The 20,367-nt window shown below is 49.4% G+C and carries 15 protein-coding genes; 3 read left to right on the top strand and 12 right to left on the bottom strand.

The genetic code is table 11. The features are described 5' to 3' along the window. A partial coding sequence (locus ACTHSP_RS08855; protein WP_440345976.1) for a ParA family protein occupies positions 1 to 117 on the top strand: 117 nt, incomplete at its 5' end. A 69-nt stretch (positions 118 to 186) separates the two neighbouring features. Here ACTHSP_RS08855 and ACTHSP_RS08850 read toward each other — a convergent pair. The 7 genes from ACTHSP_RS08850 to ACTHSP_RS08820 form a co-directional block, all read right to left on the bottom strand. Then, complete coding sequence (locus ACTHSP_RS08850) at positions 187 to 3,099, bottom strand: reverse transcriptase domain-containing protein (RefSeq protein ID WP_440345975.1); 2,913 nt, start codon at positions 3,097 to 3,099, stop codon at positions 187 to 189. A gap of 12 nt (positions 3,100 to 3,111) precedes the next feature. Continuing rightward, entirely contained in the window at positions 3,112 to 5,952 is a 2,841-nt protein-coding gene (locus ACTHSP_RS08845; RefSeq protein ID WP_440345974.1) for a DUF3418 domain-containing protein, read from the bottom strand. Positions 5,953 to 6,017: 65 nt separating this feature from the next. Then, positions 6,018 to 7,595 carry a lipooligosaccharide phosphoethanolamine transferase gene (lpt3, locus tag ACTHSP_RS08840; RefSeq protein ID WP_440345973.1) on the bottom strand — a complete coding sequence of 526 codons (1,578 nt, stop codon included), beginning with the start codon at positions 7,593 to 7,595 and terminating at the stop codon, positions 6,018 to 6,020. Between the two features lie 138 nt (positions 7,596 to 7,733). Next, a complete protein-coding gene (gene hrpA / locus ACTHSP_RS08835; RefSeq protein WP_204787761.1) occupies positions 7,734 to 9,128 on the bottom strand; it encodes an ATP-dependent RNA helicase HrpA in 1,395 nt (464 codons plus the stop codon). A 108-nt stretch (positions 9,129 to 9,236) separates the two neighbouring features. Continuing rightward, positions 9,237 to 9,623, bottom strand: coding sequence for a ribosome silencing factor (rsfS, locus tag ACTHSP_RS08830; protein ID WP_002246503.1), 387 nt, complete (start codon positions 9,621 to 9,623; stop codon positions 9,237 to 9,239). 58 nt (positions 9,624 to 9,681) lie between these two features. Beyond that, positions 9,682 to 10,287, bottom strand: a complete 606-nt coding sequence (gene nadD, locus ACTHSP_RS08825; protein ID WP_003749340.1) for a nicotinate-nucleotide adenylyltransferase — start codon at positions 10,285 to 10,287, stop codon at positions 9,682 to 9,684. An 18-nt stretch (positions 10,288 to 10,305) separates the two neighbouring features. Further along, positions 10,306 to 10,890 carry a beta-class carbonic anhydrase gene (locus ACTHSP_RS08820; protein ID WP_070461258.1) on the bottom strand — a complete coding sequence of 195 codons (585 nt, stop codon included), beginning with the start codon at positions 10,888 to 10,890 and terminating at the stop codon, positions 10,306 to 10,308. A gap of 123 nt (positions 10,891 to 11,013) precedes the next feature. Between ACTHSP_RS08820 and ACTHSP_RS08815 the strand changes: the two genes are divergently transcribed. Both ACTHSP_RS08815 and ACTHSP_RS08810 read left to right on the top strand, forming a co-directional pair. After that, positions 11,014 to 11,904, top strand: a complete 891-nt coding sequence (locus ACTHSP_RS08815; RefSeq protein WP_440345972.1) for an NUDIX domain-containing protein — start codon at positions 11,014 to 11,016, stop codon at positions 11,902 to 11,904. 15 nt (positions 11,905 to 11,919) lie between these two features. After that, positions 11,920 to 12,861: an ABC transporter ATP-binding protein gene (locus tag ACTHSP_RS08810; protein ID WP_440345971.1), complete on the top strand. Its 942-nt coding sequence runs from the start codon at positions 11,920 to 11,922 to the stop codon at positions 12,859 to 12,861. A gap of 257 nt (positions 12,862 to 13,118) precedes the next feature. Here the strand turns inward: ACTHSP_RS08810 and ACTHSP_RS08805 are convergent, their stop codons facing one another. The 5 genes from ACTHSP_RS08805 to ACTHSP_RS08785 form a co-directional block, all read right to left on the bottom strand. Continuing rightward, the gene (locus tag ACTHSP_RS08805) at positions 13,119 to 13,919 is read right to left on the bottom strand and encodes a hypothetical protein (RefSeq protein ID WP_440345970.1); all 801 of its coding nucleotides are present in this window, start codon (positions 13,917 to 13,919) and stop codon (positions 13,119 to 13,121) included. An 89-nt stretch (positions 13,920 to 14,008) separates the two neighbouring features. Beyond that, complete coding sequence (locus ACTHSP_RS08800) at positions 14,009 to 16,840, bottom strand: valine--tRNA ligase (protein WP_440345969.1); 2,832 nt, start codon at positions 16,838 to 16,840, stop codon at positions 14,009 to 14,011. A 96-nt stretch (positions 16,841 to 16,936) separates the two neighbouring features. After that, positions 16,937 to 17,746 carry a zinc transporter ZupT gene (gene zupT, locus ACTHSP_RS08795; RefSeq protein ID WP_002224778.1) on the bottom strand — a complete coding sequence of 270 codons (810 nt, stop codon included), beginning with the start codon at positions 17,744 to 17,746 and terminating at the stop codon, positions 16,937 to 16,939. Positions 17,747 to 17,926: 180 nt separating this feature from the next. Then, positions 17,927 to 19,183: a D-amino acid dehydrogenase gene (locus ACTHSP_RS08790; protein ID WP_314511401.1), complete on the bottom strand. Its 1,257-nt coding sequence runs from the start codon at positions 19,181 to 19,183 to the stop codon at positions 17,927 to 17,929. A gap of 80 nt (positions 19,184 to 19,263) precedes the next feature. After that, positions 19,264 to 20,367: alanine/glycine:cation symporter family protein (locus ACTHSP_RS08785; RefSeq protein WP_440345968.1), on the bottom strand; the 1,104-nt coding region annotated here is incomplete at its 5' end.

Genomic DNA, 20,367 nt, shown 5'->3' with positions numbered 1-20,367 from the left:
CGCCTCGCCGAAGCCCCCAGCCACGGCCTCCCCGCCCTCGCCTACGACGCCCACGCCAAAGGCACACAGGCTTATCTCGACTTGGCCGACGAACTGATTGCACGGTTGGAAAAATAAATAGGGATATGAATATAAAAAAGGCCGTCTGAAAGTTGGGAAATACTTTCAGACGGCCTTTTTTTGGGGCTACGGTTTGTGAAAGCCGGGAGGCAATGGTTTAAATATATCTCCAGATAAAGGGGTGTGTTGGTAATGAAACTTACGTAATCTTTGAATATCAAGATTAGTAGTTAAAATGCAAGGATTGCCTCCTCCTTTTACATAAAGAAGGGTTTTTTGCTCTGTTTTTGTTGGTTGTAAAACGCATGAACCACCATATTGAGATGTATTTACCTGGATAGTGTAACAATGTAAATCTCTTACAGCAGATTCTAATATATGTTGATAATAATTAGTGTCCTTATTCCATACACAAGCAATTAATAAGTTAATTTCCGATTTAAACAAAACACGATGTGTGATATCTGCCAATTCAAAACAATTATAAGTCGCAAAACAAGCTCCTCTCCAATTTACCTTATGATAAGAATATCTATTGTTTGTTCCATTTCCAGCAACTAATCCAAAACTTCGCATACATTCAAGTTCTGCAGGGGCATAATGATTTTTAACTCTTGCCGTTATATAACAATTTTTAAAACCTTCTTTTTGACTAAATGGCAACAGTTCAATCAAAGTGTTAAATGCAACCTTATTAATTACCCAATGTTCTAATCCAAAAATTAATCCTATTTGGTTTCTACGAGAAAAAGACGCCATAAATGGTAGCCAACTGATAGGAATAGATACTTCTGGTAAGACCAATAGATCCACTTTTTCTTTTACCGCAGCATTCAGAATTTGATATATTACTTTTTGCCTATCAAAACTTAAATTCGGTTCTTCATCATCTCTTAATGCATTAATAATATCTTCATTATTTACAATTAAATTTGCAATAGCTAATTTGAAATAATTATTTCTTCGAGACGCATCATTAATTGACAATGAAAATTTATCAATATTTTTGTTATTATTTATTTCTTCTTCATTTTTCCATTTAACGAAACCACTTCGCATTCTTGCAAATTCAGCCTGCCACTCACTCAAGCTATTACATCTTAGTTTCTGTGATAATTTGAATATTTGCAACTCATCAATATGGAGAAATCTAGGAGAGTATTTCTTTTTTTGTCTATCAATTTCATGATGAAATTGATTCTCTGAAGCTATATCTTCCAGTATCTTATTTTCATCAATTAAATTCCCTTCATATAAAGTATAATTTGATAAAGGCCATGCTACTAAGTGGTGTCTAATTAAATTAGAATACCTAAATTCATCTGCTAATTCCATTAAATCCGTTAAGTCTGGAAATCTATAAAAGAATTTTTTAATTTCTGGACTTTCCTCAATTGGATATTTAATTAATGCTAGGGAAAGCGAAAAAGAAATTTGGTTATAAAAACATAAATCCTCCCTAATCTTTTCTGTAAGAAATTTATTATTCCTTCCTGAGTAGCTAATTATGTTTATTTCTTTAGCTAAATGATTATAAAATTTAATTGCAAATTTTATATCATTTACAACAAAAGAATATTGATACACCTTTTCCCATAGTCTACTAAATTTTAGTGAATTACATCCTTTAAAAAACAACATTAGCTGTGAAATTACTATATTTTTATTCTTTTCACTTGTTTTGCACAATCTATTTGCCGTTATGCAACTAGATAGATATTGTGAAAGCTTAGTTTCATTTTCAACAACCCCAATAACATTACGTAACTTATCAGATGGACCACTAAATAATATCTCATAAGCAAATTCATCCATCTCTCTATAAAATTGCTCTGTTGGCAAAAATTTAAACGCACTACTCCGTTCATCTAATTCTTGCTTAAATAGTTCTAATCCAGCTTTACTATTAGCCTTATCAAAAAATTGAAATACAACTTTCTTTTTTTGAATAGAAATATTCTTTCCTTTTATAATATAACTTTCGTTGTCGTTACCGCTTACTAAAATACGGGTATTCACGAAATATTTTTTATATAGGCTTTTTAAAGGGTCTTTTTCATCAAATATAGGATTTGACAACACAATCAATATATCGTCTACATATCTTCCATAATAAATGGGTTTTAATTTTTCCTGTATTTTTTTATCAAAATCAATCATATACCAATTTGACAATATAGATGATGATGTGAGCCCTATTGGCAGTATTTTTTTATCTTTACATTTATTATGAGTGACGTTTAACCCCTTTTTAACCACTGCATAATATTTTTTAAAAATACGTTTTAGTAAGTTATTTAACTTTAAGGCATTATCTATAATATCTTGGCTACATTTTTTAATATCTTGGCTTACAATAATTTTTTCAACTTTATCTAAATCTATGTCGACATTATAGAAAAATTCTTTTAAATCCAATGAGATAATTCCAAAACTATTATCCTCGGATAACAATCTTGCTCTATTTATAGCATTATTTCTCCATTTATTATACTGATCTATATAACGAATAAATAAGTTATTATGTCCTGATACATCTCCTGCATTATTACCTTCAACGTACTTTTTTATAAACTCTTTAGCATGATTTCGTAATCTATTTCCATAACAATCCTCTGTAAGCATACCATCTAAAATTGGTCCAACATACAGGCTCCATAACATATCTATAATATAAACTTCAGCACTAGCATCAATAAAATAATTCAATTTTTCAGGATTATGTGTATCCGTACGTTTATCATTACTGATGAATCTACCTTCTTCATTGGTTTTATTTTCTTGAGAACTAGCTTTAAAACTTTTAGGAATAATTCTAAATGAGATACTATTTATCCATTTATCCAGCTCATCTGTGTTATTATCAGATATAATTTTAGCAATCTTCTCAAAAATATTTTCCCCACCTTCATCTAATAGTTTATTTTTCTTCTCAAAAGAGGATATCCGTCCTCTCATAAAAAGATTTAGGTTTTCATAATAAACATGATTTTTTAAATAAATATAAGCACTTTCAGTAAGTTTTCCATCTATTTTCATTGTTTCGTTTCCTTAATTTAAAAAATTTAATTCTTTCAAAAGTCTTTTCACCGACACCGGATGCGGTGTCTTCAATTCCTGCGCAAACAGCGACACCCTCAATTCTTCAATCATCCATTTAAACGCGGCGAGGTCGTCTGAAACGGGTTGTCCTTGTTTCACCAAGCTGTCGGTTTTTTCTTGCCACATTTGTTCCAGTTCTTGAATATCGGCTTCGCGGGCTGCGTCTCGTGCTGGGTTGCCGCTGTATTTTTCGAGACGCAGGGTCATGGCTTTGAGGTAGATGGGCAGGCGCGGCCATTGTACCCACGGGGTGCGGGTGGCGAAGCCGGCGGCGAGCAGGGTTTGCAGGCGTAGTCTTAGGAGGTGGGTCAATGGGTGTTTGCCGAGTTTGCTGTTGAGTTCGGCGTAGGCGGCGACGGTTTCCTGCAAATAGCGGCTGAGGGCTTCTTTGACGGCGGGCAGGCGGCTGCGGGCGCGTTTGATTTGCTCTTTGAAGGCTTTTTCGTTGCGCGGCAGCTCGTCTTCGCCGATAAAGGCGCGGTCGCAGACGGCCTGTGTGAGGTCGTCGCGCAGGGTGTCGGCGTTGATGTGTTTGAGCAGCATGGCGGCTTGGGTGAAGCCTTGGATGCCTTTGTTCAGATCTTTTACCTGCTCTTTTAATTGCAGCTTCATCAATTCGATTACGCCTTGACGGTGTGCCTGTTCGGCGGCTTCGGTGGTGTCAAACAGGCGCAGGGCGATGCGGCCGTCTTTTTCTTTTTGCAGGCCGAGGTAGCCGGTGAGCTGTTGTTTGCCGCGGGCGAATTTGATGGATTCGGGCAGGGTGCCAATATCCCATGTGGTCACGTTGTCGCGCTCAAATTCTTGAGTGTTGTCGCGGAAGGTAACGGCGGCGGCTTGGCCGAGTTGTTGTTGCAATTCGTGCAGTTTGCGGCCGCCGGCAAGCTCTTGTCCGCCGTCGTCGATAATGCGCAGATTCAGATAGCAGTGTTCGGGCAATTCTTGCGCCGCCCATGCGTCTTGGTCGATTTGCTCGAGAATCCGCATATCGCCGGCGCTTTTGGCGATAAAGTGCGCCAACTGGGGAATGATGGCCGCTTGGCGGTCGGGATTGCTTTCGAGAAATTTGGTGATGAAATCGGGTACGGGTACGCAAATGCGGCGGATTTGCTTCGGTAGGGCTTTAATCAGCAGCTGGATTTTTTCGCGCAACATACCGGGCACCAGCCATTCGAGCGACGGCGCGTGCAGGCGGTTGAGGACGGTCAGCGGCACGGTCATGGTCACGCCGTCGAGCGGATGGTGCGGCTCGAAGCGGTAGGAAAGTTTGAACTTGCCGTCTGCGGTTTGCCAGAATTTGGGGAATTGCTCTTCGGTAATGTGCGCGGCGGCGTGTTGCATCAAATCGTCGCGGCTGAGGAACAGCAGGCGCGGATTGTCACGCTCGGCGGTTTTGAGCCAAGCTTCAAAGGTGCGAATATCGGCAAGGGGTAAAGGTTTCAGACGGCCTTTGCCTTTTGCGGCATGCTGATTGGTCTTGTTGTCTGATCCGTTTTGATCGGCTGTCTTGTCCGACTGGTTTTGTCCGCCCTCTTCGCTTCCCCAAACGCCGCCTTTCGCGTCTTTCCACACCAGCTCGGGCAGGCGTTCGTTATAAAACGCAAACAGGGCTTCGTCATCGACCAATACGTCTTGCTTGCGCGATTTGTGTTCGAGTTCGGTAATTTCTTTAATCAGCTTTTTATTGTGGGCAAAAAAGGCCGTCTGAAGATTGCTTTCTTGCGCCACCAATGCGCCGCGGATAAAGATTTCGCGCGCTTCTTCGGGCGCAACTTTGCCGTAAGACACGGGGCGGCGCGGCAATACGGTCAGGCCGTAAAGCGTAACGCGTTCGCTGGCGACGACTTCGCCGCGTTTTTGTTCCCAGTGCGGCTCGAAATAATGGTAGCGGACAAGGTGCGGCGCTTCCTGCTCTATCCATTCGGGCTGGATAACAGCGACGTCGCGCGCGTAAAGGCGCGTGGTTTCAACCAATTCTGCCGCCATCACCCATTTGGGTTTGGCTTTGAACAGGGCTGATGCAGGGAAAAGGTGGAAACGGCTGCCGCGCGCGCCGGTATAGTCGTTGCCGTCGGGCGATTTCATGCCGACGTTGGCGATAAGGCCGGTCAGCAGGGCGCGATGGATTTGTTCGTAGCCCGCTTCTTTGGCGGCGCGGATTTGGGCGCGGTGTTGTTTCTTATCTAGTTGTTTTTGTTTGAGTTTGGCCGCCAAATCTTGGTCGCCTTGGCTTTCAGACGGCCTTAATTGCTCTTGGGTAGGAGGTTGTCTAAACGCGGATTCTTTGGTGGTCAAGCCCATTTCAATCGCGGTTTGGGCAAGCTGATGGTGCAGCTCGCGCCATTCGCGCATCCGCAGGTGCGACAAGAAATATTGGCGGCACCACTGCACCAGCTGCTTGTTGGACAAACCTTTGTCGCGCTCGCGCTGGAAGCTGTCCCAAATGTTCAGATAGGCAAGGAAGTCGGATTGCTTGTCGGTAAAGCGTTCATGCGCCTTGGCGGCGGCATCGCGGGCCTCCAGCGGCCGCTCGCGCGGGTCTTGAATCGACAGCGCGGACGCAATCACCAATATTTCCGCCATGCAGTCGTGTTTCTTCGCCGCAAGCAAAATGCGCGCGATTTTGGGATCGATGGGCAGGCGCGCCATTTGTTCGCCGAGTTTGGTCAGGCGGTAGCGCGTGTTGGCACCGATATGACCCGAACTGTTTTGTAGGCCGTCTGAAACATTGGCTGGATTGGACCGTGCATCAATGCCTGATCCACGTACTTGGTTTTTCATATTTTGCATAGTCTTGTCGGTCGGGCATCTTCCCCGACATCATCTTAATTTGTCTTTATTGGTTTTTATGCCACTTATTGCGGATAAACATATTCCGCCTTGCCGTCGCGAATGTTCAAGCTGCCTGCATCGCCCGTAATCAGGTTGCCCGTTACCGAGCCTTCGCGACAACCTGAAACCGGCATATCGTAGCCCAGCGTATGAATCAGGAACGTTGAAAGCTGCTGATGGAAGGCAATCTCGCAAGGTGCAAAAGCCTGGTTGGCAGCCTGTTGCACGGCCTTATCCGGGCTGTACAACACCAGCGGCACAAGATAGCTGTCGGGCTGCACCGTGCCTTGATTGTAGGTATCCTGGCGCACATACTGGCCATGATCGGAGGTATAGGCAAACAGCCAGTTGCCGTCAGGCTGCTTTTGCAGCTGCTCGAATACGGTTTGAATCATTTGGTCGGTTTTGTGGATGGTGTTGTCGTACTTATCCACAATATTGGCTTCGCCGAATACTTTATCTTGAGGCTGCAACAATGCGCCGTATGGGACGTGCGAACCGCGTTGGTGCAACACGATAAAATGCTTGCCCTGCTGCAAATTGATTTTGTCGAACAGCGGTAGCAGCTTCTCATCGGGCATATTGTCGCCGTTGCCGTAGCCAAGCTGCGTCGGCTGAATCAGATGGTCTATCCATTTCTTACCGATTAAGTTCAAAATCGCCATCTCGTTTTCCGCCTGCGCGCTGTAAAAATACGTTTCATAGCCCTGCTCTTTGGCGAGGCGGAACATATTGGTATCGCCGCTGCTGATTTGTTCATAGCCGTTGGCATGCGGTATCGCATTGAAAAAGCTGGGCAGGGACACAGCCGTCATCAAAGCGGCAGAATAGCTTTGTTTCACAATCGGCTTAAAGTCGGCTTGCGAAAGCTGGGTTAAAAACGGCGAAGTCTCGCGCCCATAACCAAACAGTTTCAAATGCGCCGCGCTTTCACTTTCGCCCATAATCAGAACGATATTTTGAACACTGCCCTGCCCAATTTTGCTTGGCGCAGGCTGTTTGAAAACAGGAATCTTGCTTAAATCAAACAACTGATACGGTAATACGCGTCCGATAAAATAGCCGAAGCTGAAATAATTGGCTTTGATACGGCCGTATGTCGGCTTGGGCGAAATACCGTGTTCCTGCGTCGTACTGAATGAACGTCCAAAAATCAGCAACATCGCTGCAATAAACAAAATATCGGCGGCAAAGTGCGTCTTACGGCGGAACTTGGCAAGGCTGCAAAACAGCACGACTTCCGCCACGCCCCACAACGCAGGCAGCCACAACTTATCCAACATCGACGCCCCCGCGCTGCCGACTTCAGTAATCTCTTTCAGCATCAGCCAATAATTTATGCCCGTCATCCAGCTTTGATAAACCGCGTAATGCACATTATTGGCAATAATGCTGAGCGCAAAAAACAACGCAATCAGCAACCGTGAAGCCTTATAACGCGCAAACAGATACAGCGCAGCAATTACAAATGTCAGTGCAAACGTTTCTGCAATTTTCGCAGCCGGCAGGGTTTCAATCCCGAATACAAAGCGATAGGCAATTTCGCTGGCAGTAAGTAGAAATGAATACAGAACAAGCGCGAGGAAAGATTTTTTCATCATTAATATTTCACAATAAAAAATTTACCGATTGAGTTTTAAAACCCAATATTCCCTTTTTAATAGTTTTTAGCTTCTCAATGATTTAGACCGTCTGAAAATGAAACATGGCCTGCCATTTGATTAAGAAAGATTTTATTTTCAGACGGCCTCTACCGCACCCAACTCCAGCAATACCTGAAAACCGTCATTGATATACCGCGAATCGGGCATTTCTAAAAATGGAAATGCCGCCACATCGCCCAAGTTCAGCGATGCCATGCGCAGGATGACGGCGGCGAGGTTGCTGCGGACGATTTCGGGATCGGTAAATTCGGGGCGGCTGTTGAAATCTTCTTCTGAAAACAGTCGGATACAGACGCCTGCGGAAACGCGGCCGCAGCGGCCAGAGCGTTGGCGGGCGGCGGCTTGGGAGATTTTTTCGACATGAAGCTGCTCCACTTTTGCCCGTGCAGAATAGCGTTTGACGCGCGCGAGGCCGGTGTCGATGACGTATTTGATGCCCGGCACGGTGAGCGAGGTTTCGGCGACGTTGGTCGCCAGCACGATGCGGCGTTTTGCGCCGGAGGGGTGGAAGATTTTGTGCTGTTCGGCGTGCGACAGACGTGCGAACAGGGGCAGGATTTCGTCGTTGCGGCGCAGCGTGGATTTGCGTAGGGCTTCTGCGGCTTCGCGGATTTCGCGTTCGCCCGGCAGGAACACCAAAATATCGCCTTCTCCGTGTCGCGCCAATTCGTCGGCTGCATCGACAATCGCATCGGTCAGCTCGACTTCTGCATCATCTTCGTCTTTGCTGGTCAGCGGTCGGTAGAGGATTTCAACAGGATACGTCCGTCCGCTTACTTCCAGCACAGGCGCGCCGTTGAAGTGTTGGGAAAAGCGTTCTGCGTCTATCGTTGCCGAGGTGATGATGACTTTCAAATCGGGGCGGCGCGGCAGCAGTTGTTTCAAATAGCCCAAGAGGAAGTCGATATTCAGGCTGCGTTCGTGCGCTTCGTCGATGATAATCGTGTCGTAGGCGGCGAGATAACGGTCGGTCTGCGTTTCCGCCAGCAGGATGCCGTCGGTCATCAGCTTGACGCAGGCATCGCGCGAGGTGTGGTCGGTAAAGCGTACTTTATAGCCGACCGCGCTGCCGATTTCGGATTTCAGCTCTTCGGCAATCCGCTCTGCTACGGAACGCGCAGCCAAACGGCGCGGCTGGGTATGCCCGATCAATCCTGCCGCCCCGCGCCCGAGTTCCAAACAAATCTTGGGCAACTGCGTGGTTTTGCCCGAACCGGTTTCGCCGCAAATAATCGTTACCTGATTCTCGGCAATGGCTTTTTTGATTTCGTCGAGTTTTTCGTGAACGGGCAGCGTGTTGTCGAATTCGGGCTTGGGCAGTTTGGACAGGCGTTGCAGATAGAGATCGTGCGATTTTTTGTATTTTTCCTCAACCTTGGCCAAGCCGCCGTATTTTTTGGGGTTTTTAAAGGCAGATTGCAGGAAATGGCGGTCTTTGGAGAGGGTTTGGGCGAAATCGGGTTGCGGCATGATGGTGCAATAAATTAAATAATATGAAAAGAATGGAATTATAGCAAAAGGCCGTCTGAAACTTGCTTGCTTTCAAGTTTCAGACGGCCTTTGTATGGATAAACCGTTTTAGTCGGCGGCGTGCCAAGGTTTTTGCATACCGGCGTGGAAACTCGGTTTTTCTCCGCCCCACAAGGTGTCGATGTCGTAAAAGTCGCGCACGGCAGGGAGCATGACGTGGACAACGAGGTCGCCTGCGTCGACGAGCGTCCATTCGCCGCTGTCGCCTTCGGTGCTGAGGATTTCAAAACCGGCTTCTTTCAAATCGACGGCAACGTTGTTCGCCAGTGCTTTGACTTGGCGTGTGCTGTCGCCGCTGGCAATAATCATGCGGGCGAACAGGGAGGTTTTGTCTTGGGTTTCCAAAACAGAGATGTCTTTGGCTTTAATGTCTTCGAGGGCGTTTACGGCCACTTCGACCATTTTTTGCAGGTCTTGCAATTCTTGTTCGTTCATTATTTTCCTAGTTGAAATGTTTTCAGACGGCATTATAGCTTATCTGCCTGAATAAACGCTATTTTTCATAGAGTTTGTGTTGGCGGATGTATTGGGCAACGGGTTGCGGCAGGCCGTCTGAATGGTGCGTTTTGGCGAGATTGGCACGGATTTGGGTGGAGCTGGTGTTGTGCAGCGGCGCGTTGAGGATGCGGACGCTGCCGTTTTGCAGGGCTTCGCCGAGCCATGCGTGCAATTCGCGCGGGGTTTTGTTGAGGTTGTCGCCCTGTCGCATGGCGATGGCGATATGGGTCTGGCGCACGAGGGTTTGCCATTTTTTCCATGTGTGCAGCTGCATCAGGCTGTCGCTGCCCATCAGCCACCACAGTTGCGCGCCGGGAAACTGCTGGCGGAAGATTTGGACGGTGTCAAACGTATAAGTCGCGCCGTCGCGGACGATGTCACAGTCGCTGGCGGCGAATTTCGGCTCGTCGGCGATGGCGAGTTCAACCATATTGAGGCGCTCTTGTGCCGGCGTGCGCGTGCTGTCTTTGTGGTACGGGTCGCCTGCCGGCAGGAAGACGACAAGGTCCAAACCGATTTCGTCGGCAAAGGCGCGGGCGATGTGGAGGTGGCCGTTGTGGATGGGGTCAAACGTGCCGCCGAATAATCCGATGTTTTTCATTTCGTGGTGGTGTCTGCGTTAGATGTTTTGGCCGTCTGAAGCAGGCAGGCTGCCGTCAACAATCAGGTTGAGCTTGCCTGTGGTCGGGTGGATGACCAGGCCGTGGATGGCGATGTTGTCGGGCATCAGCGGATGTTTGCGAATCAGCTCGACGGTATGGCGCACGCTGTCTTCGACGTTGTCAAAACCGGTCAGCCAGCCGTCCAAATCGATACCGGCATTGCGCAGGGTTTCGATGCGGTCGTCGGGGATATTGCTGTCGTGTACACGTTGGAGGAACTCTTCGGCGTGCAATCCGCGCATACCGCAGTCGTGGTGGGCAATGACCATGATTTCTTTGACTTTGAGTTCAAATACGGCCACCAACAAACTGCGCATCACCGAACCCCAAGGGTGGGTCACCAGCGCGCCGGCGTTTTTGATGAGCTTGGCATCGCCGTTTTTCAAGCCCAAGGCATTGGGCAACAATTCGATAATGCGTGCGTCCATGCAGGAAAGGATGGCCAGCTCGCGGCCGGGGTATTTATTGGTGAAATATTTTTCGTACTCGCCCGATTCAACGAAACGTTGGTTGTAGGAAAGGATATCGGTCAATTCACTCATGATGATGTGCTCGTTTCGGATGGTTTACTCTATTATAGCGGTTTTCAAGGGGTATGGTTGTTTTGCAAATTCGCCGTAAACGGCTAAAATCGACGTATCTTTAGTTCTTTTGGAGGATGCGCCATGTCTCAGTCTTTCCGTTTTGAACAAGTATTCACACCCGATATCCACGACGCATTGTGGGATTGGGCGCAAACAAGCTATGGCGCATCCGACGATTGGTGCATTCTGTATCTCAACAGCCTGCCTTTAGGCCGTCTGAACCCATCATGGCGCGAACGCCTCGGGCAAGATTGGACAGGCAGGCAGTCAACCCTTTCAGACGGCCTGAATTTGGAAACCGACAGCTGGGCAGAAATGGGCGACAGTTTGCAAACGCTGGCGCAACAATGGCGCGATTGCGGTTGGCTCAAAGGTTGGCGCGGTGAAAAGTTCGACATCTGCGACCAGTCGGGCAAGCCTTTATGCGCACTCGAACGCGCCGCCTTCCGTCCGTTCGGCCTAATGAGTCAGGCAGTGCATTTGAACGGATTAGTCGAAACAGAAAACAGTCTGCGCTTTTGGATAGGCCGCCGCAGTCCGCACAAAGCCGTCGATCCGAACAAACTCGACAATCTGACCGGAGGCGGTATCAGCAGCGGTGAGATGCCGTCTGAAGCCGTCTGCCGCGAGGGCGAAGAAGAAGCTGGTATTCCCGCTTCTCTGACACCCCATATCCGACCGACTGCCCAAATATATAGTTTGCGCCCCGTTAACCGCGGTGTCCACAACGAAATTCTGTATATCTTCGACATCGTCCTGCCCGAAGGCTTCCAACCCGCCAACCAAGACGGCGAAGTCGCCGGTTTTGAACTGATGGACATCCCCACCCTGCTCGATGCCATGTTGGGCGGACACATGATGCACGATGCCCAGTTGGTCACGATCGAAGCCTGCCGTCGATACGGCCTAATCGACCCCAAACATCCGCTGTCCGCATGGCTCGACAGCATCCGTTGCCGACCCCATTTTTAAAGGCCGTCTGAAACCATGTTGCAACTCAAAAACATCAACAAACGCTTCGGCAGCAAAACCGTTGCCCAAGACATCAACCTAAACGTCGAAGCAGGCGAAATCCTCGCCGTACTCGGCCGCTCCGGCTGCGGCAAATCCACCCTGCTCAAAACCATCGTCGGCCTGGTGCATCCAGACAGCGGCGAAGTCTGGCTCAACGGCGACAACATCACCGACATGCCGTCTGAAAAACGCAATATCTCGCTGATGTTTCAAGACTACGCCCTTTTGCCGCACTTAACTGCCCTCGACAACGTCGGCTTCGGCCTCAAAATGCGCCGCCTGCCCAAAGCCGAAATCGAAGAACAATCCATGCAGGCCTTACGCGACATCGGTTTGGAACACGAAGCGCAACGCAAACCCGAAAGCCTCTCCGGCGGCGAACAACAACGCCTCGCCCTCGCACGCGCCCTCATCACGCGCCCGTCGCTGTTGCTCCTAGACGAAGCCTTCTCCAGCCTCGACACCCACCTGCGTCACCACCTGCGCACCCTGACCGCCGAACGCATCCGCAGTCAAAACATCCCCGCCATCCTCGTGACCCACTCCGCCGAGGAAGCCTGCACCATGGCCGACACCATCGCCATCATGCACGAAGGCCGCATCCTCCAACACGGCACGCCGGAAACCCTTATCCGCCGCCCCGTCAACGCCCAAGCCGCCCTGCTGCTCGGTTTGGCCAACACCGGCGACACACGCTACATCCCCCAACACGCCATCCGATTCGACCCGAACGGCACGGCCGTCCGCATCAGCGAAGCCGTCCCCCTCGCCGAAGGCATACGCCTTACCCTCGCCCATCCGCAATACGGCGATTTAATTTGGTATCCCCACGCCGACCACGATACGGACAAACCGCAAACCGGACAGGAAATCCGCATCAGCGTGGATGAAAGTCAGATTGTTTGGTTTGATTGAATTTGATGGATTGAAAAAGAAAAAGGCCGTCTGAAAAGCAACAAACACCGTCATTCCCGCGCAGGCGGGAATGACGGCGGATGGGTTTGGGGCGGGGTAAAGGTTTCAGGCTGCCTTGGGGAAGGGCAACCTGAAAATGGGGAGGCCGTCTGAAAGAGCAGTTTCAGACGGCCTTTTGGTCGCTTGGGTTGTAAACCCAACGCAAAACAGATGATTTAATGGTTTGGTTGAGTCTTGGTTCAAGCTATGCTGCTTGCTCAATTTACGTTTATTTCTCTGTCTGAAATATTTTTTACAATTGACTTAGCAACTAAATAATATGGAATAAACCTGATTAAATCATCATTTGCGCGCATAGCAATACCGACCCATTCAATGGAGTTGCCACATGCTCTTAAAACTACACCGCCACTCATGCCATTAACAGTCATACCAAATTCGCTATTGGCATCTTCTTTTTTTATAGCAAATCCAATTTCATCTCTTATACATCTACCGCCAAAAAGCCTAGCCTCATGATTAACTCTGTTTATTTGGCTGATACTACCATCATCACTTATTTCAAAATCAATTTCATTTTTCTCTAACGGAAATCCATAAGCAAATAAAGTTTCACCTAGAATTGGATCTTTATCAGACAATAAATATTGTCGCATCTTATCGTCATCAAAATCTAAATATCCGTGTGGAGTTAAATTGTTTATTCCTGCTAATTCCATCGTTAAGATTTCCTCACTAAGCATTAAATCATTTTGGATTGTGGTCGCAGAGCAGTTCATAGGAGGAATAAGCAATAATTTTTCTAATTCAATATTTTCCCTATCAAAATCTCCTAAATATGTTTTATACATTATTTGTAAACCTCGAACTGCCTCTTCATCAATTTCGTTATTTCTATCTGAAAAAGAGTGGTAAAGGCATGAGAGATAGTATTTATTATTGAGTTTTATAATTATTCCTGTTCCAGCATTGCTAAAATAATCATGTGATATATATAGAAGTCTTCTAATAGACTGTCCTACTTCGGATTCAATAATTTGTTTTGCTATTTGTTCCATAAAATACCTAATTAGGGTTTGTTTCTAAAGTCAGTGAAAAAAGCAGCCTGAAACCGTTTCCAGGCTGCCTTTCTCACAACCAAACAATACTACCCTTTCAACTTCGCCAACTGCCCTTCCACTTTTCCCATCTTATCCGTCAACTCCGCCAAATCGGCTTTGTCTTTTTCCACCAGATGCGCCGGTGCTTTGTCGGTGTAGCCGGGTTTGGACAGTTTGGCGTTGAGTTTGTCCAAGGCTTTTTGCAGTTTTTCGGCTTCTTTGGTCAGGCGGGCGGTTTCGGCGGCTTTGTCGATTTCCACTTTGAGCATCAGGCGCGCGCCGTTGCAGACGGCGACAGGTGCGTCTTCCGCTTCGGGCAGGCTGTCCACCAGCTTGGCTTCGGTCAGTCGGGTCAGCGACGGCAAGTATTTGAGCAGGCCTTCGAGTTCTGCGCTGCCTTCGACGAAGAGCGGTGCTTTGACGTTTGGCGCGATACCCATTTCGCCGCGCAGTTTGCGCACTTCTTCCACCAAGTCTTTCAATGCGGCCATTTTGTCGAAGGCCGTCTGAACAATTTGTTCTTTATCGGCTTGCGGATAGGCGGCCAACATGATGCTGTCGGCGGTTTTGGCATTCGCCAGAGGCGCAACAACCTGCCACAGCTCTTCGGTAATGAAAGGCATGATTGGGTGCAGCAGGCGCAGGATGGTTTCGAGTACGCGCACGAGGGTGCGGCGTGTGGTGCGTTGGGTTGTCGGGCAGCCGGTTTGGATTTGCACTTTTGCCAGCTCGATGTACCAGTCGCAATATTCGTTCCACACAAATTCGTACAGCGTTTGCGCGGCAAGGTCAAAGCGGTAGGTTTCAAAGGCTTCGGCAACGGCGGCTTCGGCTTGTTGCAGTTTGCCGATAATCCATTGGTCGGCAAAGGTAAACGCCAACGGCTGCATTTCGTCTTGACCGCAGTCTTTGTCTTCGGTGTTCATCAACACGAAGTTGGTGGCGTTCCACAATTTATTGCAGAAGTTGCGGTAGCCTTCGGCGCGTTTGAAGTCGAAGTTGACGCTGCGGCCGAGGCTGGCATAGCTCGCCATGGTGAAGCGCAATGCGTCCGCGCCCATGCTCGGAATGCCTTCGGGGAAGAGTTTTTTCGTGGCTTCTTCCACTTTCGGCGCGGTTTCGGGTTTGCGCAGGCCGGTGGTACGTTTTACCAGCAGTTTTTCCAAGTCGATGCCGTCGATCAAATCCACAGGGTCGATGACGTTGCCTTCGGATTTGGACATTTTTTTGCCTTCGTGGTCGCGTACGATGCCGTGGATATACACGTCTTTAAACGGTACTTTGCCGGTAAAGTGGGTGGTCATCATAATCATGCGCGCTACCCAGAAGAAGATGATTTCGTAGCCTGTTATCAAGACGTTGGACGGCAGGAAGGCTTTGAGTTCGTCGGTTTCAGACGGCCAGCCGAGTGTAGAGAACGGCACGAGCGCGGAGGAGAACCATGTATCCAATACGTCTTCTTCGCGGGTCAAGCCTGTTTTGCCGGCTTGTTTTTCGGCTTCTTCCTGATTGCGAGCGACGTACACATTGCCTTCGTTGTCGTACCACGCAGGGATTTGATGGCCCCACCACAGTTGGCGTGAGATACACCAGTCTTGGATGTTGTTCATCCATTGGTTGTAGGTATTGACCCAGTTTTCAGGGATAAAGCGTACCGCGCCGCTATCAACGGCTTTTTTGGCTTTGTCGGCGAGGCTCAAGCCTTTGAATTCGCTGTCAGGCTCGCCGCCGTTTGGCGTGGCGGACATAGCGACAAACCATTGACTGGTCAGCATCGGTTCAATCACGGAACCGGTACGGTCGCCTTTCGGCGTCATCAGCGTGTGCGGTTTGATTTCGACCAAGAAGCCTTGTTCCTGCAAATCGGCAACCATTTGTTTGCGCGCGGCAAAGCGGTCCAAGCCTGCGTATTTTTCAGGCAGGGCAAAGCCTGGTTGCGCTTCGCCTTTGAAGTTGAACACTTCGGCGTTTGCCAGCACTTTGGCTTCCAAGTCGAACACATTAACCAAGCGCGTGTCGTGGCGTTTGCCGACTTCGTAGTCGTTGAAGTCGTGCGCAGGCGTGATTTTCACGCAGCCGGTACCGAAGTCTTTTTCAACGTATTCGTCGGCGATAACAGGAATGGTGCGGCCGGTCAGCGGCAGGATTAATTCTTTGCCGATTAAGTGGGTGTAACGTTCGTCTTCAGGGTTGACGGCAACGGCAACGTCGCCCAGCAGCGTTTCGGGACGGGTGGTCGCCACGATCACGGCTTCGGCGGGATTGTTGGCCAGCGGATAGCGGATGTGCCACATAGAGCCTTGTTCTTCCACACTTTCCACTTCCAAATCCGACACTGCGGTACCCAATACCGGATCCCAGTTCACCAAGCGTTTGCCGCGGTAAATCAAGCCCTGTTCAAACAGGCGCACAAACACTTCGGTAACAGTTTCGGCGCGGACGTCGTCCATCGTGAAATATTCGCGCGTCCAGTCGGCAGAGCAGCCCACGCGGCGCATTTGTTGGGTAATCGTACCGCCGGAAACTTCTTTCCATTCCCATACTTTTTCTAAGAATTTCTCGCGGCCCAAGTCATGACGCGACACGTTTTGCGCGGCAAGCTGACGCTCGACCACGATTTGCGTGGCAATGCCCGCGTGGTCGGTACCGGGAATCCAGGCGGTGTTGCAGCCTTTCATGCGGTAGTAGCGGGTCAGGCCGTCCATGATGGTTTGGTTGAAGGCATGGCCCATGTGCAGCGTACCGGTTACGTTGGGCGGCGGCAGTTGGATGGAGAAAGACGGTTTGGTCAAATCCATATCAGGCTGGAAATAGCCCTGCTCTTCCCAGTTTTGATAATGTTTGGATTCGATTTCGGCTGGATTGTATTTGTCTAACATGATGGAACTTTGTGAAATTAAGGTTATTTTTGATGTGCGGATTATAACGCAAAAAGGCCGTCTGAATCATTTCAGACGGCCTTTGGCATACGGGTTTTAAAAATGGAACAATACCAGGCTGACGGCAATCACCGCCATACCCGTTGTCAGGCCGTAAACAGTTTCGTGGCCGTCTGAATAGCGTTTAGCGGCCGGCAACAGCTCGTCCAACGCCAAAAACACCATCACGCCGGCTATCACGCCGAACACCGAACCGAACACGGCAGGCGATAAAAACGGCTGCAAAACCAAATAGCCCAAAGCCGCCCCCAAAGGCTCGGCCAAGCCGGATAGCAGACACGCCCATACCGTTTTCTTACGGCTGCGGGTGGCAAAATAAACCGGCGCGGCGATGGAAATGCCCTCCGGAATATTATGGATGGCAATCGCCAAGGCCAAAGGCATCCCGACCGCCGGATTTTCCAAGGTGGCAAAAAACGTCGCCAAGCCTTCGGGGAAATTGTGCGCCGTAATCGCAAACGCCGCCATCATACCGACTCGCGCAATATGGCGGCGTTTGCTTTCTTGAAAAGACGGGTCTTGCGCATCTAAGGTTTCATGCGGGTTCGGCACCAGGCGGTCAATCAACGCGATACCGCCCATCCCAGCCAAAAATGCCATGGTCGCCGCCGCAAACGCGTGGTCTTTATCATAAATTTCAGCGAACGCCTCACTGGATTTACTGAAAATCTCCGTCAGGGAGACATACACCATCGCACCGCCGGCAAATGCCAAACCAAACGACAACACGCGCGGATTAGGCGTTTTGGAAAACATCACCAAGCCGCTGCCTAATACGGTAAACAAACCGGCAGCCAACGTGATGGAAAAGGCAACGGCCAAATTGGACATCGAAAAATCGGGCATGAGAAAACCTGCGCTAAAAGCTGGGACAGGTTCAGACTAACACGTTTTAATGCATATGATAATAGTTATTATTTATTTTATTAATTGGGTACACGGATTTTGAAACAAAAGGCCGTCTGAAAAATGATTTTCAGACGGCCTTTAAATTTGAAATGCCGCTAAACCTTAGCGCTTTCCAACTTAAGCCTGATAGCGCGACAGGCTCAAATCGTCGCTGCGGATTTCGGTGTCTTTACCGCTCACGATATCGGCGGTTAATTTTGCCGAACCTAGCGACATGGTCCAGCCCAAAGTGCCGTGGCCGGTATTCAGGAACAGATTATCAAAGCGAGTGCGCCCGATTAACGGCGTGCTGTCGGGCGTCATCGGTCTGAGGCCGCTCCAGAACAATGCTTGGTTCAAATCGCCACCTTCTGGGAACAAGTCGTTGACGACTAAAGCCAAGGTTTCGCGGCGTTTTTCGGGCAGTTTGATTTCGTAGCCCGACAATTCCGCCATGCCGCCGACGCGGATTCTGTTATCAAAGCGCGTGATGGCGACTTTGTAGCTCTCATCTAAAACGGTGGACACCGGCGCGCCGTCTGAATTGGTGACTGGCAAGGTCAAGGAATAGCCTTTGACGGGATAAATGGGCAGATTGAGATCCAACTGCGCCAACACAGTCCTGCTAAAGCAGCCGAGCGCGCAGACAACGGCATCTGCTTCAAACCGCCCTGTTTCGGTTTCAACGGCTTTGATGCGCAGCCCGTTGTGGTCGATGCGGCTGATGGTTTGGTTGAAGTGGAACTGTACGCCCTTCTCCAGACACAATTTGTATAGGTTTTCAGTGAAGAGGTGGCAGTCGCCGGTCGCATCCGCAGGCAGGTGCAGACCGCCGGCAATTTTAGCGGTAACGCGCGCCAGCGCAGGCTCAAACTCTGCGCATTCTTCGGGTTTCAGACGGCGGTACGGCACGCCGTAGCGTTCCAAAACGGCAATGTCTTGTTCTGCCGCTTCGACTTCTTTAGCCTGACGGAAAATCTGCAACGTCCCTTTTTTGCGCCCTTCAAAATTCATGCCGGTTTGCGCTTCAAAACGGCGGAACATTTCACGGCTGTATTCGGAAATCCTGACCATGCGCTCTTTGTTGATTTGATAGCGCGCTGCCGTGCAGTTTTGCAGCATTTGCCACAGCCACTCGATTTGATACAGGCTGCCGTCAGGGCGAAACAGCAAAGGCGGATGGCTTTTAAACAGCCATTTCAGCGCTTTGGTCGGGATACCGGGTGCAGCCCACGGCGTGGTATAGCCGTAAGAGAGCTGGCCTGCGTTGGCAAAACTGGTTTCCATCGCCACGCCCTCGGCGCGGTCGATGACCGTTACTTCATGTCCGGCCTCTGCCAGATACCACGCGGAAGATACGCCGGCAACACCAGCACCTAAAACAAGCACTTTCATTTTTCTCCTCCTCTGACTTTTTCAAAACAAACTTTATCTATCGGGCCGTCTGAATATTCAGATTCAGACGGCCTTGGACATCAATGCGGCAATTCGCCGTTTTTGATTTTTTGTTTGAAGTCGCGCGTTTCATTGACGATGACTTTCGCCATCAATAAAAGCGCAATCAGGTTGGGTAATGCCATCAAGCCGTTGAATGTGTCCGAAGCCAGCCACACCAAATCAAGGCTCAACACGGTTCCCAGCATGACGGAAGAGACATAACCCACGCGGTACAAACCGGCAAACTTCTCGCCGAAGACGTAAACCGCGCATTTCTCGCCGTAATAACACCAGCCGAGAATGGTTGAGTAGGCAAAGAAAATCAGGCCGATGGTGACAATCCAGCCGCCGATGCCGGGTAGCATTTTTTGGAAAGTGACGGTTGTCAGCGCCGCGCCGCTCAATTCAGGTTTCACAAACTCGCCGCCTGCGCCGAGCAAACCCATGACCAAAACGATACCGGTAATCGAGCAGACAACGATGGTGTCCAAAAAAGTACCGGTCATGGAAACCAAAGCCTGACGGACAGGGTGGTCGGTTTTCGCGGCTGCGGCGGCAATCGGCGCAGAACCCATACCCGCCTCATTGGAGAACACGCCGCGCGCCACGCCGTAACGGATGACCGTACCGATGGCACCGCCGGCCACAGCTTGCGCGCTAAACGCATCGGAGAAAATCAGTTTGACGGCAGGCATCAATACATCGGAATTAATCGCGATAATGGCAATACCACCTACTACATAAAACACTGCCATGGCAGGTACGATAAAGGACGCGGCTTTGGCAATACCCTTAATGCCGCCCAAAAGCACAATGGCCGTTAATACGGTCAAGGCCACGCCGGTGTAGGCAGGTTCGACACCGAAGCTGGTTTGCACTGCCTGCGCAACCGAGTTGGACTGCACCGAGCTGCCGATACCGAAGGAAGCGAATGTGCCGAACAGCGCAAATGCGACGGCCATCCATTTCCAGTTTTTGCCCAAGCCTTTTTCGATGTAATACATCGGGCCGCCGGACATTTCGCCTTTGGAATTGGTGACGCGGTATTTCACCGCCAACACGCCCTCGCCGTATTTGGTGGCCATACCGAAAATGGCGGTCATCCACATCCAAAATACCGCGCCCGGGCCGCCGGTTACCAC

This window comes from Neisseria sp. P0001.S005 (genome assembly GCF_051963715.1).
Note: the sequence above shows the minus strand (reverse complement) of the source record. Positions and strands in the feature narration are given on the sequence as shown.